Annotated in this window: 9 protein-coding genes; 3 read left to right on the top strand and 6 right to left on the bottom strand. The window is 60.6% G+C overall.

Translation table 11 applies throughout. The annotated features are described in order from the left end of the window. Positions 1-20: 20 nt before the first annotated feature. On the bottom strand, positions 21-2,471 hold the full coding sequence (locus tag ACRQ5Q_RS27095) for a hypothetical protein (protein WP_439392936.1): 2,451 nt from the start codon (positions 2,469-2,471) through the stop codon (positions 21-23). Between the two features lie 1,014 nt (positions 2,472-3,485). Between ACRQ5Q_RS27095 and ACRQ5Q_RS27090 the strand changes: the two genes are divergently transcribed. Then, entirely contained in the window at positions 3,486-3,830 is a 345-nt protein-coding gene (locus ACRQ5Q_RS27090; protein WP_439399881.1) for a VanZ family protein, read from the top strand. A gap of 671 nt (positions 3,831-4,501) precedes the next feature. Here the strand turns inward: ACRQ5Q_RS27090 and galE are convergent. Together galE and ACRQ5Q_RS27080 are read right to left on the bottom strand one after the other, a co-directional pair. Further along, positions 4,502-5,548, bottom strand: a complete 1,047-nt coding sequence (gene galE, locus ACRQ5Q_RS27085) for a UDP-glucose 4-epimerase GalE (protein WP_439399880.1) — start codon at positions 5,546-5,548, stop codon at positions 4,502-4,504. A 252-nt stretch (positions 5,549-5,800) separates the two neighbouring features. Continuing rightward, on the bottom strand, positions 5,801-7,213 hold the full coding sequence (locus ACRQ5Q_RS27080) for a polysaccharide biosynthesis/export family protein (RefSeq protein WP_439392934.1): 1,413 nt from the start codon (positions 7,211-7,213) through the stop codon (positions 5,801-5,803). Positions 7,214-7,668: 455 nt separating this feature from the next. Here ACRQ5Q_RS27080 and ACRQ5Q_RS27075 point away from each other — a divergent pair, with 455 nt between their 5' ends. Continuing rightward, entirely contained in the window at positions 7,669-9,063 is a 1,395-nt protein-coding gene (locus ACRQ5Q_RS27075; protein WP_439392932.1) for an undecaprenyl-phosphate glucose phosphotransferase, read from the top strand. A 636-nt stretch (positions 9,064-9,699) separates the two neighbouring features. Beyond that, positions 9,700-11,295, top strand: coding sequence for a hypothetical protein (locus ACRQ5Q_RS27070; protein ID WP_439392930.1), 1,596 nt, complete (start codon positions 9,700-9,702; stop codon positions 11,293-11,295). A 307-nt stretch (positions 11,296-11,602) separates the two neighbouring features. On the opposite strand, the gene ACRQ5Q_RS27065 is transcribed toward ACRQ5Q_RS27070, so the two are convergent. From ACRQ5Q_RS27065 to ACRQ5Q_RS27055, 3 genes are all read right to left on the bottom strand, one after another. Further along, positions 11,603-13,030 (bottom strand): HlyD family type I secretion periplasmic adaptor subunit, encoded by a 1,428-nt coding sequence (locus ACRQ5Q_RS27065; protein ID WP_439392928.1) that lies wholly within the window; start codon positions 13,028-13,030, stop codon positions 11,603-11,605. Next, complete coding sequence (locus tag ACRQ5Q_RS27060) at positions 13,017-15,791, bottom strand: type I secretion system permease/ATPase (protein ID WP_439392926.1); 2,775 nt, start codon at positions 15,789-15,791, stop codon at positions 13,017-13,019. Before ACRQ5Q_RS27060 ends, ACRQ5Q_RS27065 begins: the two co-directional genes overlap by 14 nt. 103 nt (positions 15,792-15,894) lie before the next feature. Beyond that, positions 15,895-17,442 (bottom strand): heparin lyase I family protein, encoded by a 1,548-nt coding sequence (locus tag ACRQ5Q_RS27055; RefSeq protein WP_439392924.1) that lies wholly within the window; start codon positions 17,440-17,442, stop codon positions 15,895-15,897. Positions 17,443-18,747 lie beyond the last annotated feature (1,305 nt).

Here is an 18,747-nt window from a genome sequence, read left to right as displayed (position 1 = left end):
GCATCCGTGTTTTGGTCTTTCTATCGGCGCAACGCTTCGTATCGCGCTTTTGCTTCCTTGATTCCCCCAGCTTCGGCTCGAGCATAAAGATCTCGCGCTTTAGTGGAATCCCCTTGCGTTCCGTACGTTCCGAAATTCGGAAGGATCAGCGGATCGTAGGTTTCCGCGAGCGCGAAGCTTGCTTTCGCGCTCCCCATCTCAGCGGCGCGCTCCAGCACGATCCGGGCAGAGCCGATGTCTCCCTGTTCAAGTAGTGCGCTCGCGCGCGCGACCAATTTCTCCGCCTGCGCGCTGCTGTTAGACTGGACCTCAGCGTCGCCCTGGCTGCGCACCGGTATGGCCTTCTCTTGGACTTGTCTGTCTCCGACCGATTTCTGTTGGAGGGGCTTGTCGCGGACGAGTCCATCTTGCGGAGGCCGGTTTTGAATTGGCCGGGCCGGTGCCGACGACGGCTCCTCGCGCGCGGCCTTGCCGGTGGTAGCCGGCGGAGGCGCAGCGGAGAGAGTTTTCGCCGCAAGCGCGCCGTTATCTCGACGCGCCAATGCCAGATCCCTTTCCAACCCCGCGGCGCGCTCGCGCTCACGCTGCAACAGGCTCCGCAGCTCGGCCGATTCGCGTTCTCCTGCCTGCTTGATCCGTGCCACGTCCTCGCTCGCCTTGGACGCCCGTTCGGTCTGCGCGTCGAGCTCGCGGTTTGCTTTCGCAAAGTCCCGGGCCAGCTGTTCAGCCCGCTCGCGCTCCTGCCGCTGCGATTGCTCCAGCGAGGCCGTATTGCTCGCCGCCGTCTGTCTGAGCTGTGCCGCTTCCTCGCTGGCTTTGGCCGCTTGAGCTTCGTATGCGTAGACCTTGCTGCGAGCGATCGAGAGATCCTGCGCCAGCGCATCGGCTCTCTCGCGCTCCTTCTGCATCGAACGTCTCTGCTCCGCGGCGCCGGCCTTGGCTGCTTGCGTCAGCTTGGCGACTTCGTCGCTGGCATTTGCCGCCAGCGTCGTCTGCGCATCAATGTCTCGTCGCGCAGCTGCAAGCGCCTGCTCGAGCTGGCTGATCCGATCCCGCTCCTGTTTTACGAGGGTCTGCAATTCTGCTGCGCTGCTTTCTCCTGCCACTTTCGGTAGGGAGGCGTTTTCGTCGGCTTTCGCCACCGCTGCCGTTTGTACCTGGTATGCATAAATTGCGGTTCTTGTCAGAGAGAGATCCTGGTCAAGCGTCTCAGCCCCGGGGCGCTCTTTCTGCATCGATTGCCTCAAGGCGCTGACCTCCGCCGCCCGACTTCGCTGCGAAAGTTCCTCGTTTGCCCTTGCCGCCAGCGCAGACTGGGTTTCGGCATCGTGCCGCGCAGCTGCCAGATCCTGCTCCAGCCGCGCCGACCGTCCGCGCTCCTGCTGCACCGTCTTCTGGAACTCCGCGGCGCCGCTTTCGCCCGCCTGTTTCAGCCGCAACGTTTCCTCACCTGCTTTCGTGGCCAGAGCAGTCTGGGTTTCGAGATCGCGCCGCGCGGCTGCGAGATCCTGCTCCAGCCGCGCCGACCGCTCGCGCTCCTGCTGCACCGTCTTCTGGAACTCCGCGGCGCCGCTTTCGCCCGCCTGTTTCAGCCGGGACGTTTCCTCGCCTGCTTTCGTGGCCAGCGCAGTCTGGGTTTCGAGATCGCGCCGCGCGGCTGCGAGATCCTGCTCCAGCCGCGCCGACCGCTCGCGCTCCTCCTGGAGCGATCTCTGCAGCTCGACGGAGCCGCTTTCGCCCGCCTGTTTCAGCCGGGACGTTTCCTCGCGTGCTTTCGCCGCCAGCGCAGTCTGGGTTTCGACGTCGCGTCGCGCGACTGCGAGATCCTGCTCCAGCCGCGCCGACCGCTCGCGCTCCTGCTGGAGCGATGTCTGCAGCTCCGCGGGGCCGTTTTCGCCCGCCTGTTTCAGCCGGGACGTTTCCTCTCCTGCTTTCGCCGCCAGCGCAGTCTGGGTTTCGACGTCGCGCCGCGCGGCTGCGAGATCCTGCTCCAGCCGCGCCGACCGCTTGCGCTCCTCCTGCAGCGCAGCCGCGCCACTCTCGCCCGCTTCATTCAGCCGGGAAGCGTCCTTCAGTCGGGAGGCTTCCTCGACGGCCTTCGACGCCAGGGCCTTTTGGGTTTCGATCTCGCGCCGTGCGGCGTCTAGATCCTGCACCAGCCACTCGGCCCGATCGTGCTCCTGCTCGAGACGTTGCAGCAACTCGATGTCGCGTCTTGCAAGGGCAAGTTCGCAGGTCAGTGACTCCGCCCAGTCGCGTTGAAGCTCTGGAGCCCGTTGCAGAGCTCCTGCGTCGGCTATCGTCGCTTGCGCAATCTTTATCGACTTGTTACTGCCGTCTGTGCGCAGCAGCAACGTCTCGAACTGGTCAGAGCCGAGAATGCGGGCAGTCATCGCCTGTTGCGGATCTGCGAGGTGCCGCGGCTGAGCCGGCGACGCCTCCATTTCCGACGGCCATGTCATAGCGAGCATGACCGCTGCCATCCACAGGGGTGCAAATCGTCCCGGGGGGAGGGAGATCTTAACTTCCCCGTTGAGCATGACCGTGCGAGCCATCTGCCATCACCTGTCGCGCGGCGATATGACATCCTTCAGATGTCTTCAGATGGCTCATTATGCCCTCCATCTTTAGGCGAATCATATAGCTCGCATGGAGGACCCTCCCCACCACTTTGGAGTTAGGCTATGGATTGTGCCCGATCATTGAAGCCGTGAAGGATGGCCTAGTCGGGCTGGAGCCCGGGGCCGTCCATGCCCGGGCCTGCGAGTAGCGCCTCCTGGATCGCCATTGCGTTCCCTCAATCCTGATGAGGAAGGCAGATGCTAGTGTCTCCAAGAAACAGCGCATGACAACTGCCATGGATGGCTACTCCCTGTGCGTTTCAGCCTTTACCTATCTCTATTTGAAATTGTATGTCGAGCGTTCAATGATGTTTCGGATCTAGTCGGCCATGCGCCGATCCAGAGCAAGCGCGCAAGCCCGTATCGTTGCAGGAATGCCACTTCCGGATTTGGCTCGGTGTCCGATCCTTTAGGAGTACTCTCCTTTGGTTCACGCACATCAGGAATCCTGCACTCCTATGTCAGGAGCAGGTGCTAACCTTGACCTGGTGTTCCACCGCAAAGCTGGGGCATGAACTTGGTCGAAACGGATTTCCGCGGCCGGACATCGGGATTGCTCCGGAGCAGCTAGCGTCGCTACCTGCAAACGAACACCTGCTGCAGTCCCGTATGCTCAGCCTGGAAACTGGCAGGATCTGGCTTGAGCTGGGAGCACTGCAGCCGACTGGATCATTCGAGGTTGGCGGCCTCGGCGCGGCGTGGGAAGAATATTGCTGAAGGATGCGACATCGACGTTGCCGTTTGCGCTGAGTGGAGGGAGCATGTTCATGAAAAATCAAGCCTCAGAAATGAAGTGCCCCGGCTGGGACAATCAATCGAGGCGCGCTGGTGATTACTAGCGCTCTTCTTCGGCTCGTCGCGTGGATGTTCGCGGCCGCTGTCACTTTTGTAACGCTCGGACCTCAGAACGTTCGGCCTCACCCTCTTCTCGGACATCACGGCGATCACGCGCTCGCCTTTCTTCTGGTCGGGATTGCCTTCGGCCTGGCCTATCCGCAGCGGCGCTGGACTACTTCAGCGGTCGCCGTCGCCCTGATCGGCCTACTTGAGATCATGCAACTATGGGTGCCGGGACGGCACGCGAGGTTTGGGGATTTTGTGGTCGATGCGTTCTCGGCCTGCATCGGCTTCGCGCTGTCCGTCGCGGTCGACCGGATGATGGCGCAGTTTGGCAGAGATCCCGACCCGTTGACACGCGAACGTCCCTGACGGGCAGGCTGATCTGCCTCTCCCAAGCCTTCTTGCGAAGCACATGCCCCCGCCTTATTTATGACGCCAACTCGACCGACTTCGTGGACCAGGCGAATTATCCGCGGCTTAGAGGGCAGGGCGTTCTGGTCCCTCCTGCGGAGCGGCTGGATCTGGTCGCTCTCGAAGCCAAGGCCTCGAAGTGAGCCGGCGAGCGCTTCGCAGTCGAACCGAATGTACATCGCCGGCGGAACTGACCGCGAGGCGAGCGCGCGACAATCAGCAGGGCTCAGTGCACTGGCGCGCGGGCGCCCCGCCGCCGCTTGGGGCGGTGCCGCGGATCGGTAAATTTGAGCTCGGCGACGAGTCGCCAGAGCTGAACCTCGTGGCCGTCCGCCAACCGCCCGGCCCGCTCGGTTGCGGACGCGTCATCTGGGCAGTGAAGGTTGACCACGCCCCCCAATTGGCCGTGTTCGTCCAGAACGAATGCACGATAGTGTGGCATCGGAAATCCCCACGCGCGAGAGCATCTTACCTGCAGCCTCGCTCTGGGGAGTGGAGATTTGGGGTCATTACGAGCTACCCCTGATGGGCGGTATGCTTGCCGCTGTGGCTCGACCCGACCCCGCTGATATACACTCAGCCTGACCGACGTATGTTCTGATAATCAGGCACACATTCAGCGGTGACGGCTAAATTGCCTGGACCGGCTCCCTGGTTTTCGGAAGCTCGCTGCCAAAGTAGCCATCGGGGTTCTGCAATTGCCAACGCCAGTGGTCCGAGCACATTTGCTGCAACGATCGGGTCGATTTCCAGCCCAACGCCTTCATCGCAAAGGTCGGGTCGGCATAGCAGACGGCGACATCACCGGCCCGGCGCTCCCTGATTTCATAGGGGACCGGTCGCCCGCTCGCTGCTTCGAATGTACGAACGACGTCCAGAACACTGCTGCCGTTCCCCGTGCCAAGATTGACCGTGAGCAAACCAGGCTGTCTGAGGTGCCGCATGGCACTCAAATGCCCGGATGCGAGATCGACCACGTGAATGAAGTCGCGGACTCCGGTGCCATCAGGCGTGTCGTAGTCGTTTCCCCAGATCTGCAGCTTCTCCCGCCGTCCAATCGCCACCTGCGCCACAAACGGTAGCAGGTTGTTGGGAATGCCCAACGGATCTTCTCCGACGAGCCCGCTTTCGTGCGCGCCAACCGGATTGAAGTATCGTAGATTGCCAATCCGCCAATCGTCGTCGGACCGGCAGAGATCCTTTAGCATCTCTTCGATAACGAGCTTTGTGCGGCCGTACGGATTGGTCGGCCCCACGGGATGCTTCTCGTCGAGCGGCAAGTACTTGGGTATCCCGTAGACGGTCGCGGAGGAACTGAAGACGAGTGTCTTTACATTTGCCCTCTTCATGGCCGACACGAGCCGCATCGTTCCCAGAACGTTATTCTCGTAATAGCTCATGGGCCGCACGTTGGAATCGCCGACGGACTTCAGCCCTGCAAGGTGAATGACCGCAGTCACTCCACAGGTACGAAGTACGTCGTAGATAATCTCTTCATTCCGGATATCTGCGTGCCGAAAGACGAGCGAACGGCCGCAAATCGATTGCACGCGCTCGAGCGAGGCCCTGTTGCTATTGGAAAGGTTGTCGAGCGCGACGACGTCGAGCCCGGCTTCCAGCAATGCGATACAGACATGGGACCCGATGTACCCGGCCCCTCCGGTCACCAAGATCATCTCGGACACCTTCCGCTTTCGCCAGCCTCCGTGCGCCGCTTGCGTCGGCGCCGGCTACCTCTCAAGACCCTCACCGTCGACACCATTCTACTTGCAAGTCGCGCGGCAAAGCGTGGCGATTTTGGGCTTTGAGAACTACCTCCGATGGGCATCTCGGTGTTTCGTTCAGGTTGACGAGTGCCGCAAATCAATTCGCGGCCCTCCGACGAGATACTCAAGTGCTATCTCCCGTTGGGGGATTTGGGGCGCTTGTTATCTCTGTCCGACGCGCGCCAAATCGCCTGCGGGTGCATCGACCGTGCCAGTCCCTGATCGAATATCTGAACTGCTTGGCCTTCGGAGAGACACGGCAGGACCATCCTGGTATCGGAGGCTGACCTCGATGGCGTCGCCCGGCTGCAGTTCAGTATCTTCGCTTGCCACGATCGTTTCCCGCCCCTTATCACCCTTCCTTATGATGGCAATCTCCGCGTGGTCGCCGGCTCCTCGCACGAGTTGTGATCGAACCATCGCAGTGTACTGAAGCTTCTCGCCGACGCTCTGCAGCTTCTCGCGAATCTGATTGAGCTTCACGCTGGTATCTTGGAGCTCGCGGAGCAGGTCGAGCCTCCGCTGGTCATCCAGCTTTGCCAGCCTCCTGACGAACTCGTCCTGCTGCTTCTTTACCTGCAGCAGCTGCGCAGAGGTTTGCAGCTTCCGGGTCGATGACAGTAGCACCGCGCGACGCGCGTCCGTAACGCGAGGGCTGATCAAGGAACCCTTGCCGAAGAGTTCGGTTGTTTTCTGCAGGTCGTCGAGATCAGCCTGAAGTCCCTCTTCATCCTTCTTCTGCTGTTCCGACAGTACGCGAACTTCGTCGTCTCCCTGTCGAATGCCGCGCTGAAGGTACGTCTTTTCCTGCTGGTAATCGCTCTGCCGGGTCTTCAGATATTCCGTTTCTGCATTCACGATTTCCGAAATCGCCGATCGAGCCAATGGCGCCTCCGCCCGCACGCCCGGACTGATCTGGGCTCCCTCTCCAAGTTCAGTCTTGATGCGCCACATACGCGCTTGTTCTTTGGCCAGCTCTGTCCAAAGCGAACCATACTCGCTTCTCAGGTCTGCCGACTCGAGATACGGGTTGTTCATTCTGATGTGCATGATGTCGTAGCCGCCTGCCACGGCGATGAGCTGGCGCGCGGTGATAGACGGACGATAAGGATACTCACCCGGCTTCGATACGTCCCCATTTACGTATATCGGCCTGTATTCCGCGATGACCGTCGTGACCTCGTCTGCGTCGATCACGACAACCGTCTCGCGGCCATCCGGCGTCCTCGGTCGAAATACCTTGCTCGCTAGTGCCGCCCCGATTTTGGCTCGGACCTGTGGTAGGGGCAGGCCGGCAACTGGGAGCGTGCCGACCAGTGGCAACGAAACGTTGCCGTCCATTTGGACGGCAGCACGATGCCGCAGCTCCGGCACGCCGGCCACCGCAACCTCGAGGACATCTCCAACATTCACCAGGTATTCGGCCCGTGCTTGGTTGACTGAGATTGTCAGGCCAACAGCCATCAAGGCCCATTTGATGCAACGACCCAGGTCGCTGCCAGAGACGTCGACCTGGAAGCTATTGCGCAATCCTGAGTTCGGCATGGCGACAATTCCCTGTGCGAACGTGGTCATCGAACTAAAAGTCTTTCAAATTTTTTCGAGGAAAGAAGCACGTCAGTATCGCAGACGTCAGTGCATACTATCCAGACAGCCGATCCACCAACCACGTTGGGTTCTCTGATTGACGCCAAACTGCTCGGTGCGATCTTCCGCTCCGTTCGATCGATTTTGCATCGTTCATTCCATCGAACCCACTGAGACGGGGCGCTTCGATTGCTGCCCGAATCTAGTCCGGCGCTGTCGCGGCTCAATCGACCATCGTAGTTACCCACTTTTTGCCTGTCCCATCCAGTAATTGCCAATTCTCATCCAAGGACCCTGACAGTACTGATTCTAGGTCACGAGTGATTGGGTAGCCGACTGCTATGACTTATGCGTCCTTCACCAATTCGCCGGCCTCTAGCAAGCTTCCGGCACATTCGTTCGATGACGCCAGGGCAGTCTCGGGAGTCGTTGGAAGGAGCAGATTGACTCCTCTATTGGTAGTGGCAGCAGGCACCGAGTTCCTGCTCGTAGCCGGTGCGGCCTATTTCGCAGCTGTCCTTTATCATCAAGTGGTCTTGCTGCAGTCGCCGGATTCCGCCAGGTACATTCTGGAATCCTTTCTGATTTCCACATTGGGCTTGCTGGTTTCCGTAGGACTTCGGCAATATTCCCGAATCCTAACGCAGCCCCGCCATGTCTTCTTATGGAGCGGCGCCACCGGCGTCCTCCTTGTATTCTCCTTTTTCGTCTCAACGATATTCGTTCTGAAAATCTCCGGCGATTACTCGCGCGCGACCGTCATCGTCCAGGCTGGGTTTGTCCTCCTCACCGTGCTCTGCACACGGGCAATATGGTTTTCAGTGCTCCAGCCTGCTATTGCGTCTGGTCTGATCGATGCCAGGCGTGTCATCCTTATAGGAGACCCGGGTCACTGCTTGCAGTTTTCTGCACGAGCTAAGGATACCGGAATTCGGACCATCCGCTCGTTCGACTTTCCGCGGATTCGCACCGACTCGTTAGCTCCGGCGCCTCCGGACGCCGTCCAAGCGCCGCCTGATGTCCGCCAACTGGTCTCGGAGTGTCGTCCCCTCCGAGCGGATGACGTTGTCATCTTGATTTCGGAATCAGATGTTGGTTCTGCTCTCGCGCTTGCCAGCGCCCTGTCAGACCTGCCAATAGACGTTCACGTCGTTCCTGTTGGATCCATCGACCTGATGGCCGTGTCACGGATCACTCAGTTCGGCAACATGGTAACGATGCGGATATTCCAGTCCCCGCTCACTCCTTTCAACCGAGCAATCAAGCGGGGAATCGATATCGTCGTTGCAAGCGCTGGCCTTGTGCTTACTAGCCCCCTTTTCGTCATAGTTCCTATCGCAATTAAGCTCGACTCTCGCGGGCCCGTTTTTTTTCGGCAGACGCGGCACGGCTACAACAACGAGCCCATTCGCGTGCTGAAATTCCGATCCATGACCGTCATGGAGGATGGCGACAACTTCAAACCAGTCACCAGACACGATCCACGCGTGACCCGTCTTGGACGTCTTCTGCGCCAGACCAATGTCGACGAGCTTCCGCAATTATTCAATGTCCTAGCCGGCAACATGTCGATCGTCGGGCCCCGTCCGCACGCAACCTCGCAAAACGAGCTGTTCAATGAGCTGATTTCGTCATTTTCCCGCCGCCACAACGTCAAGCCCGGTATTACCGGTTGGGCTCAGGTCAACGGGTATCGTGGTGATGTCGATACGCTCGAGAAGATGCAGCGTCGGGTGGAGCATGATTTGTATTATATCGACAACTGGTCACTTATTCTCGATCTTAAGATCATTGTCATGACCTTCTTTTCCAGAAAGGCGTATTGGAATGCTTATTGACGAGACTTCGTCTGCAAAATAGTCGAAGCCTGCTGTGCTTCCGCGCTGCCGACTTTCTGAGCGCGCCAGCCGGCCACGTACCAAGCCAAATAGTATAAACCGCTGCGAGAACCGAGGCGTATATCCCGCCGATTTGTTCCCATCTGAGTGTCCAGGCGGCTCAAGGCGTCTCCTTATCCATTTCAGGCGGCCGAAATCCTCTGTCAGAAAAGTCGCATCTAACGACGCCCGGCCCAAGCAGGCATTGAATGGCCAACGGGCCAATGGCCGTTCGATGTCTCGAACGAACTGGAGTTCTTCGGAGTCCAGTTCGAAGGTGGCGGCTCCTTCGGTAGTTCAATTCTCTTCCGACCATAATTCCCAATTGGCTCGGACAATGCGCAAGATTGACAGGGATAAGATAATCACGGCTGGACCGCTGGCTGAAGAAACAGCAGCTTCCTCGCCGTGTAATCGGACGACTCATCCAACGGGCTCGCAATTGAGAAAGTGGCTTACCTCCTCGGTGTTCTTGTTTTCCTCCGCGATTGAAGGGGCCGCCTCGCAGCGCCCACTTGCCAGTGGATCGTTTTGTGGCGGCGCGAGAAAGTGCTAGGCTTCCTCCTCATCGTACAGGCGTGGTCTTTGAGGGGGTACATGCGACGGCGCGATCTTCTTACGGGACTGTTGGTCACGACAACGGCGGGCGCCCTGCCGGCTGCCGGGCTATCGATGCCTTCCATCAACAATGAAACCAATGCGCTCGCTTCGACCATCTCGCCGACCCCGGAGGCGTCTTGGCTGAGTGCCGTCGACACCTTGATCTCGACGCTCAAGATGGCAGGCATCTGGAGCACCTTTGATCTGTTCTATTGCTTCGCAGCCCCAAGCGCGAATGCCTGTGCATTCAACTGGGTTGATACGAGCGAGGGGCGGCTTACGGCCCATGGAAAATTAAGTTACCACTCCAACGCCTATGCCGCGAGTGATGGCTCAACCGGGTATTTCTCGACGACGTTCAATGTCAATTCGGGGAGCGCGACGGATGGCAATGCGGAGTTCGGTTATTTCTGTCTAAGCGAGGATACATCGGACAGCATCAGCCCGTTCCAGTGCTCAAGCAGCAAGCACTCTTTGGGATTGCAGGCGAGCTTGAGCGCGATCAATGACCTGACGGCGAGCCTCAACACTTCGACCTCGGCCTCCTTCTCAAGCCAGTGGGGATCGACAGTCGGCCATTGGGTCTTGCAACAAAACGACATCTCAGCGCAGCTCGAAGCCTTTCTCGACGGCAGCTCGCTTGGAACGAGTACCCAGACGCACAGTGCCGGTAGCGGCACTGTGCAGATTTTCAAGACGGCTGATGGCTCGTTCACAACGCGGCAAACTGCATTCGTGCACTACGGCTCGAAGCTTACCTCCGCGCAGCAGCTCGCACTTTCCAAGGCGCTCTATAAGTTTTTGACCGCACTCGACGTAAGGCCGAAGGCGGGATATCTCGGATTGACTACCGGCCCGACCAATATTGCGCCTTACAAGCACGTCTCGACCGGCCCGACCGGCAATGATCTCGTCGTGCCCGAAACGTCATCTTCTGGCCTCTCCGGGCTCGTTCAATGTCGCGCGGGCGCCTATCCCTATTGCTTGATCAAAGTCAACGATCCCAACTATCTCAACCTGTGGCGGCTCGAAATCCATAGCGGCGACGTTACGACGTTCGATGGCAAAAGCGATCGCGTCCAGTTGCGCATGCAGCATGATATCCCATGGCAAACGACCTGCGACGTCTCGTTTGCCTTCTGGATCGAAAACGGTTCGGTCTTCAGCAGGGACTTCAACGACTTGCCCAACTTCCATGACGCGGGCTCTGGCGTGAACTGCGGGCCGACGCACGGCCTCACGGGAAGCGGACGCTATTATGTCTGGGGTTTCCTCAACGGATCGATCGTCACTCTCACCCGTCCTCATGCGTGCAAACAGGGCCAGTGGCACTATGTCAGAACGACTTGGCGCATGGACAGTAGTCCAAACGGATTCGTTAAATCATGGTTCGATGGCACGCAGATCGTGAACTACTCAGGACAATGGGCGTCGCCATCCATCGCGCCGTTCTACCAGCAGCTCGCGCTTTATCGAGGGCCGATGAACAATCCAGCGGCGGTCTGGATCGCGAACTTCGAATTCGATGCCTCTGGCGCGCAGCCATTTGCGTTGAGGGCATCAAATCCGCTACCCGTGCCATCCCTGACATGATCGCTCAAGAAAGGCAGGCTCTCCCGGCCGCGAGCTGCATCGCGCCCGAAGGGAAGGGGGATTGTCGTCTCCATTAGGAGGCCACTGCAGGTGGAACGTGCTTGCAGCTGGTCGATTCGCCTAAGCAGTGTGGCTTTGGAGGCGCTTGTGCTCGATCATCGAAACCTTGGGCCGCGCTCAAGTATCCAGGTGAGTTACTCGAGCAGCCTTTGTGAACTCGTGGCCGCCCGAGTTCTGAGGCCGACGACGCCGAGCTATCCTCGTAGCTCCGCTCAACGATTCGCGCGCAGAGCGAACAAAGCAATTCCTACCGTTCGCGCAGCACGTCATGCTCATACCTCGCCAGCGGCGAGAGAAGGTAGCTGATGATCGTGCGCGCGCCGGTCTTGATCTCGACCGTCACTGCCATGCCGGGGCCGAGCTTGACGAGCTTGTCCTCCACTTGCATGTGGGTGCGGTCGAGTGAAACGCGCGCCGCATATTCGAGCTGCTGGCCTTTCGGCTCGCTGGTGCCTTGCGCCGTGCCCAATGCGCGGTCGCTCGACCCATCCTGCGGCCTGTCGCGCGTGATGGCGTCCGTCGACACGCTGAGCACGTCCCCATGGAGGAGCCCGTAGCGCGTGAAGTTGAACGTATCGACCTTGATCTCCGCCTTCTGCCCCGGATGAACGAACCCGATGTCGCGGTTGGAGAGCATGGCCTCGATCTCGAGCTGACTCTCGCTTGGAACCACGATGGCGAGCGCCTGCGCCGGCGTCACCACGCCGCCGACCGTGTGAACGGCGAGTTGTTGTACGACACCGTCGACCGGCGCAGTCAAATGCTGGAGCTTCGTGCGACGCTCCGCCTTGACCACTTCCTGCGCAGCGCTCGCCGCCTTCTGCTCGGCTTTCGCAAGTGCGTCATAGGTGGTGCGGCGATACTCCGCGGCGGTCCTCTCTTTCGTCTCCTTCAGCAAAGCGATGGCTGCGTCGGCCTCGCGGAGCCGGCTCTGCTGGAGAACGAGATCCTGCTGAAGGCCGACTAGCTCCTGATACTCGGAGAGATAAACGACCTTGGATGCGAGTGCCTTGTCGACGAGGCCCTTGCGGATGTCGACCCGTTCCTGAAGCACCGGGATGGTCGCCTGCAGCTTCGCCACGCTCGCCGACGTGGTCGCCCGCTCAGCGTCCTTCTGACCCTGCTGGCGCTCAATCTCGGCGAGCTTGGCGTTCTGCTCGGTGCGCTGGCTGATCAGAAACTGGCGATGCATCTCGACCTCCGCGGCACTTGCGCTCTGCGGTGGCCGGAAAGCGGCAAGCGGATCCTCGGCGAGCGCCGCGCGCAGCCTCGCGACGTCGAGTTCGGCCGCAAGGAGATCACTTCTCTGGCGCTCCTGATCGGCTTCCGTCATCGTTGGGTCGAGCTCGATCAGAACGTCGCCGGCCTTGACGCTCTGTCCGTCACGGACGTTGATGGCGCGGACAACGCCGGTCTCGAACGGCTGGATCAGCTTCTTGCGGCCGCCCGGCACGATCTTGCCTGTCGCGGTAGCGACGATGTCGACGCTGCCGAATGTTGCCCACAACAGCGCGATGCAGAACACCGCGATGATGCTCGCTCCGATCGCGCGACCGACCGGCGACGGCGGCGATTCGGTGATCTCGAGCGCCGCCGGCAGGAACGCGATTTCGTGCTCGCGGCGGCGAGGCTCGCGCCTTGGAAACGGAACGATATTTCGACTAACGGACGTCATGGATGCCGGCCTGCAGATAGTGGAGGTTTGCGTAACGCCCGTTCGAGCGGATCAGCTCGTCATGGCTGCCGTCCTCGACGATGCGGCCATGCTCGAGTGTGATGATCCGGTTCGCGTTGCGCACGGTCGAAAGTCGGTGCGCGATCACGAACACGGTCCGTCCAGCGGAAATGCGCTTCATGTTCTGCTGGATCGCGCGTTCGCTTTCGTAGTCCAGCGCGCTGGTCGCCTCGTCCAGGATAAGGATGCGCGGATCGGTGATGAGCGCGCGGGCGATCGCGACACGCTGGCGTTGCCCGCCGGAGAGACTGCTGCCACGTTCGCCGACGACGGTGTCATAGCCCTCGGGCAGCTCCAGGATGAAGTCGTGAGCGCCGGCCAGCGATGCTGCCTCGATGACGCGCTCCATGGGCATGGTCGGGTCGGCGAGCGCGATGTTCTCGCGGATCGAGCGGTTGAACAGCACGTTCTCCTGCAAGACCACGCCGATCTGGCGTCGAAGCCAGGTCAGGTCGACCATCGCGAGGTCAACGCCGTCGACCAGCACGCGACCGCTCTCCGGTACATAGAGACGCTGGATCAGCTTGGTAATGGTGCTCTTACCCGAGCCCGAAGAGCCCACGATGCCGATCACCTGACCGGGTTCGACGTTGAAGGACACGTTGTGCAGCACTTCGGGACCGTCGGCGCGGTAGCGGAAGGTCGCGTGCTCGAACGTGACCTTGCCCCGGATCGGCGGCAGCGCGGCGCGGGCCGGACTGAAGCTTGGCTCGGGAATGGTGTTGAGGATGTCGCCGAGACGATCGATCGACAGACGGGCCTGATGGAAGTCCTGCCACATCTGTGCGAGCCGAAGCACCGGCGTGCTCACCCGTCCCGCCAGCATGTTGAACGCGACGAGCTCGCCGACGGACAGGTCGCCGCCGATCACGAACTTGGCGCCGAAGTAGAGCGTTGCGGCTGTGACCAGCTTGTTGATCATCTGGACCGCCTGGCTCGCCGTATTGTTCAGGCTGAGCACGCGGAAGCTCGCGCCCACATAGCCGGCGAGCTGTTCCTCCCAGCGACGCTGCATCTGCGGCTCGACCGCCATCGCTTTCAGCGTCTCGACGCCGGTGACGCTCTCGACCAGGAAGGCCTGGTTCTCCGACCCGCGATTGAACTTCTCGTCCAGGCGCCGGCGGAACAGCGGCGCGGCGCCGGCCGAAATGCCGATGTAGAACGGGAACGATGCCAGAACGATCAGCGTCAACGCCGTCGAATAGTAGAACATCACCGCAAGGAAGACGACCGTGAAGAGGAGATCGACGACAAGCGTGAGCGCCGAGCTCGTCAGGAACTGACGGATGTTCTCCAGCTCGCGAACGCGTGCGACCGAATCGCCGACGCGACGCGCCTGGAAATAGGCGATCGGCAATGCCATCAGATGACGAAACAGCCGCGCGCCGAGCTCGACGTCAATGCGATTCGTCGTGTGCGCGAACAGATAGACGCGCAGCGTGCCGAGAACGGTCTCGAACACGGTCAGCGCAACGAGGCCCGCAACCAGGACGTCGAGCGTGCTGAGGCTTCGATGCACGAGCACCTTGTCGATGACGACCTGAAAGAACAGCGGAGAGATGAGGGCAAAGACCTGGAGAAAGAACGACGCGGCCAGCACTTCGCCGAGCAGGCGGCGATACTTGTGGACCGCACCGAGAAACCAGCCGATATCAAATCGCCTGGACAGATCCGTCAGGGCCGCGCGCCGGGTCATCAGGATGATGTCACCGTCCCAGACGGCCTCGAGCTCGGCCTGAGACATGGCTTCGGGGCGGGGAGACAACGGGCGCTGAACAAGAAGCTTGTCGTCGACGACCTTGCCCAGGATCAGGAAGCCGCCGTCGCGCAGCACGGCAATTGCCGGCAGCGGCGTGACCGCAAGCCTGCTCCAGCCCGACCGCTGTACCCGGGCCTTGAGCCCGAACTCCTTGGCGCAGCGCAGGATTTCGGTCACACCGATTCGTAACGTGCCCATGCGATGGCGAATTTGCTCCGGGTCGGCCGCAATGCCATGGCAACGCAGCAATATCGCCACCGCAATGAGCCCTGACTCGTCGCCACTCGCAGGCTCGAGAGCCGCCTCCTCGACGGGCATATGGCGACGAACGGCGGAATGGGCAGGGGCCTCGTCGGCGTACCCCGCCAGAGCACGCCCGCGCGCAACCAGTGCGGCAAACGCATGGAGCGCCCGACTGGCGAGGACTTGAGCCCTGGCCGGTATTGAACTGCGGTCAGCGGAAAACGCAGACATCAGCATGTCGCCGGCGCGGCCAACCAAATCTTGCCCGCGCGCAACCAGATCGGCAAAGGCATGATGCGCCCGACCGGCGAGGCTTTGAGATCCTGTCAGGATCAAGCGGCCGTCCCAGATTTCTTCGAACTCGGCGCGCGTCATCGTGTTCGGACGCGATGCGGTCGGATGCAGCACGAGTGCCGTCTCGTCCTCGACCTTGCCGAGAAGCAGGAATCCACCATCCCGCAGCGACGCGATTCCGGGCAGTGTGGTGCCTGCAAGTCGCTTCCAGCGCGTGGTGCGCGAACGGACTTTCACACCGAATTCGTGGGCACAGCGAAGCATCGCGCTGATGCCGATATCGTTGCTTCCGCAACGGTCGCGGAGCTGGTCGGGCTCGGCGTTCACGCCATGAAGGCGCAGGAACAGAGCAAGGGCTCGAAGCCCGAGGTCTGCGGCATGGGCATTTCCATTCTGGATCGCCATTTTTACTCATCCCTTCGCGGCTACCGACCGCGTTCGATGTTCCTTCTCATGCAGGCGTTGACGGTGCCGCACCCAGGCGTTGAGCCCGGGTGCGGCCGGGCACTTAATGCTGTGGTCTAGCCAGCAACGATTCCTGACCCCAACCGGTCGCTTGCGACACGGCCGCGACGATCTGCCCGGGATCCACCCGGCCGGTGTTACCGGCCAGATACTGGTTCAGCAGCGCAAAGCTGTGGCTCGCCTGAGAAGCCGCCGACGCGCCGGGGGCAACCGGATGATCCGCCGCGAAGATCGGCGCCCGTCCGGTCGTTGCCAGGGTAGTGGCGGCCGGGTCCACATGCTGCTGGAGCAGCGCGAAGGCCCGGCTTGCCAAGAACCCCGTGTTCGCAGTGGCCGCAGGCAGATGATCCGTGAGGTCGATCGTCTGCGGCAACGTCGTGGTCGTGGCCGCGGTCGTGCTCCTGGCCGGTCGAGGATCCGTCACGGTGATGGTTTGTGGCGAGGCCGTAGAAACCGCGCCGGTGGTCGGATCCGTCGCACTGGCATTCAGCGTGAGCGTTGCGACCGGAAGGCCGCCGCCGCGATAAAACGACTGCAGGACCAGTCCGCTGTTGACCTGCGAAGCCGTCAAGTTGATGTCACTTCCCCGGAACGTTTGACCATCGAGGTTGTCGGTGATGGTCTCGTATCTCGGCAACCCCGTGATGTGCAAGGCCACACGATCGTTGGAGTCAGTCGGCGTCACCGTGGTCCCGAGATCGACGGTACCGCCTCTCCCCGCTACCCAGAGCGAGTTATCTGCGATGGTCAGGGCCGGCTCGGTCGCTGAGGGCGTGTTGGTGCCGCCGCCGGAGACCGGCGCGGTCGGAGAGGTCGGCGTGGTGGTGCTGCCCGAGCTCGTACCGGAAGAGGGGATGCTGCCGGACGCCGCTGCGAGGGCGTCCGCCCCCGTCGAGATGGTCAAATTTCGGAAAACGTCGGCCTGATCCTGATTGGTCGTCGAGCGATAGATGCCCTCTTCGAAATAGGTCCGGGTTCCGTAGCCCAAAGGACCGGAATAGTTCACGACCTGCTGGCCGTCGATTGCAACCTTGAGATAGCCGCTGGAATCGTTGCTTGCGTTGTACGTCATGTTGATGTCGTAGTACTGGCCCCGCACGATCGGCGTCGGGCTGGTCCACAACACCATCACCTTGTCATTGCCGGCGCTGTCACTGGGATTGACGCCGCTCGGAGCATAGCGCGCAACGATCTGCAGCTGGTCCTTATTGGTGAGCTGAATGGCAATCGGCGGCGAACTATGCCAGCTCGAATTCGCAAGGTCAGTGTCAAGGCTGTGTACCTCGCCGGTCACCATCCACGATGCCGCATTGGTCGGGCCCGGCTCCATCATCCACTGGTAGTGGATATTAGTGGGGGTGCCGGGCGGGATGAACAAACTGCCCGAGAGCATTGAACGATCGACACCACTGCCGCCATCGTACCAAGCCTGATCGCCGGCCTGAATCTCGAAGCGCGCGGTCGTGCTGTCGAGCTGCTGGAGGCTGTAGCTCTTTCCGGCATCTTGGACATTGTAGCCCACCCCACCGATATTGATTTCGGATTGTGGCTGGGTGGCGAAGTTCGTGATCGTGCTTCCATAGATTGCCATTCAGAGGTCTCCATCGAGTTACAATAGTTAGGGAATTCCACTGTCGCGAAGGCGCGCGACATACCACGCTCGCAACACTTTGCGCCGCGAGCTGAGGTCAAAGCATCGCAGTCTCGAACCGCGAGCCACATTTCAAGCAGTGGGATTTGGAAGATGCCCCCCCGACTGCTGGGTCGGATGGTTAATTAGGAAGTGTGGCGAAAAAAATTTCAAAATGTGATTTCTGCGCACGGCATACACCGGAGCAATACCGCCTCACAGATCGTTCTTAGGTAGTGACGCTCGAGGAGAGCAACTTCAATCTTCGTTCGTTCAGGATCGGCGTGATGCGCGCCGATGCAGCACGATGAGGCGATCGTGCCCGAGCTCCGGAAGGCCGTCTCCAGAGGAGAATGCGATTCCACCATGGGCTTGCGCTACGTGCAATGCAGTATGGAAACAGACGCCGCGGTCGATCACCCCGGGGGAGCGACTTGCCAGCTTTGGTTCCAAAAGCCCACGTCTCGGACCCTTTGGTTGAATTCCTTGTTGTCTCACGGAGACTTTCGCGAAGCTTCGCCGCGGAGATTGTCGATGCTCGGATACACGTTCCTGACCTGATCGCCTCCGCACCCAGTGCGTAGAGCACGCACGCGCTTCTATTCCAGAACCAGAAGAGCAGGTCGTCAGCAGTGGCTTTGAGCTTCGAGTCAGGTGAACGCTAGGCGGTGCGGTATCGAAGCTATTTCCACGTGATCCATCCCCACATCAGATAGAACCATCTGGGGCACAGAGCGCGAGCGACGAATGTGCCGCCATACGAAGCATGACCGGGCCCGATCCGGAAGATGCCGTTGATCGCTCGCGGTATCGTACAGCACGGGGAAGAACTTGCGACTTGGCGCTGCCTCCCGCCAGTCGCACATGATCAGGAGATATACTGGCCACGCCTGCGGGATTGCTTGACCTCGCGTGGTGTTGATGCCGGTCCCGATAAAGCAGCCAGATATCCATGAGCGTTACAACGAGAACGCGAGAACGGTGGAGCGAGGCGAGTGAAGAAGCCCAGCCTCCGGCGGCCAATTCGCCGTACCGCACGAATCCGAGCGCGCTTCAATGAGAGAGTTTTCCACCACTTGTACTGGCTGCCAACGTAAGCGCCTTGGCAGCCCATGAGCTACTCGGCTCCGCGCGTAGGATGCCAAGTTGGGGCCGCAGTCACGCCTGACCAAAAACGATGCCGATCGCTCGACTTCCGCAATCGAATGCGGTTGTGGCTAGCTCGCTCATTTGGCTGGCTCCCAGTTGAATGGTCAACGGCGCTCA

This window comes from Bradyrhizobium sp. PMVTL-01, from assembly GCF_051861855.1.
Lineage (GTDB): Bacteria > Pseudomonadota > Alphaproteobacteria > Rhizobiales > Xanthobacteraceae > Bradyrhizobium.
This window is presented reverse-complemented; position numbering and strand designations above follow the sequence as displayed.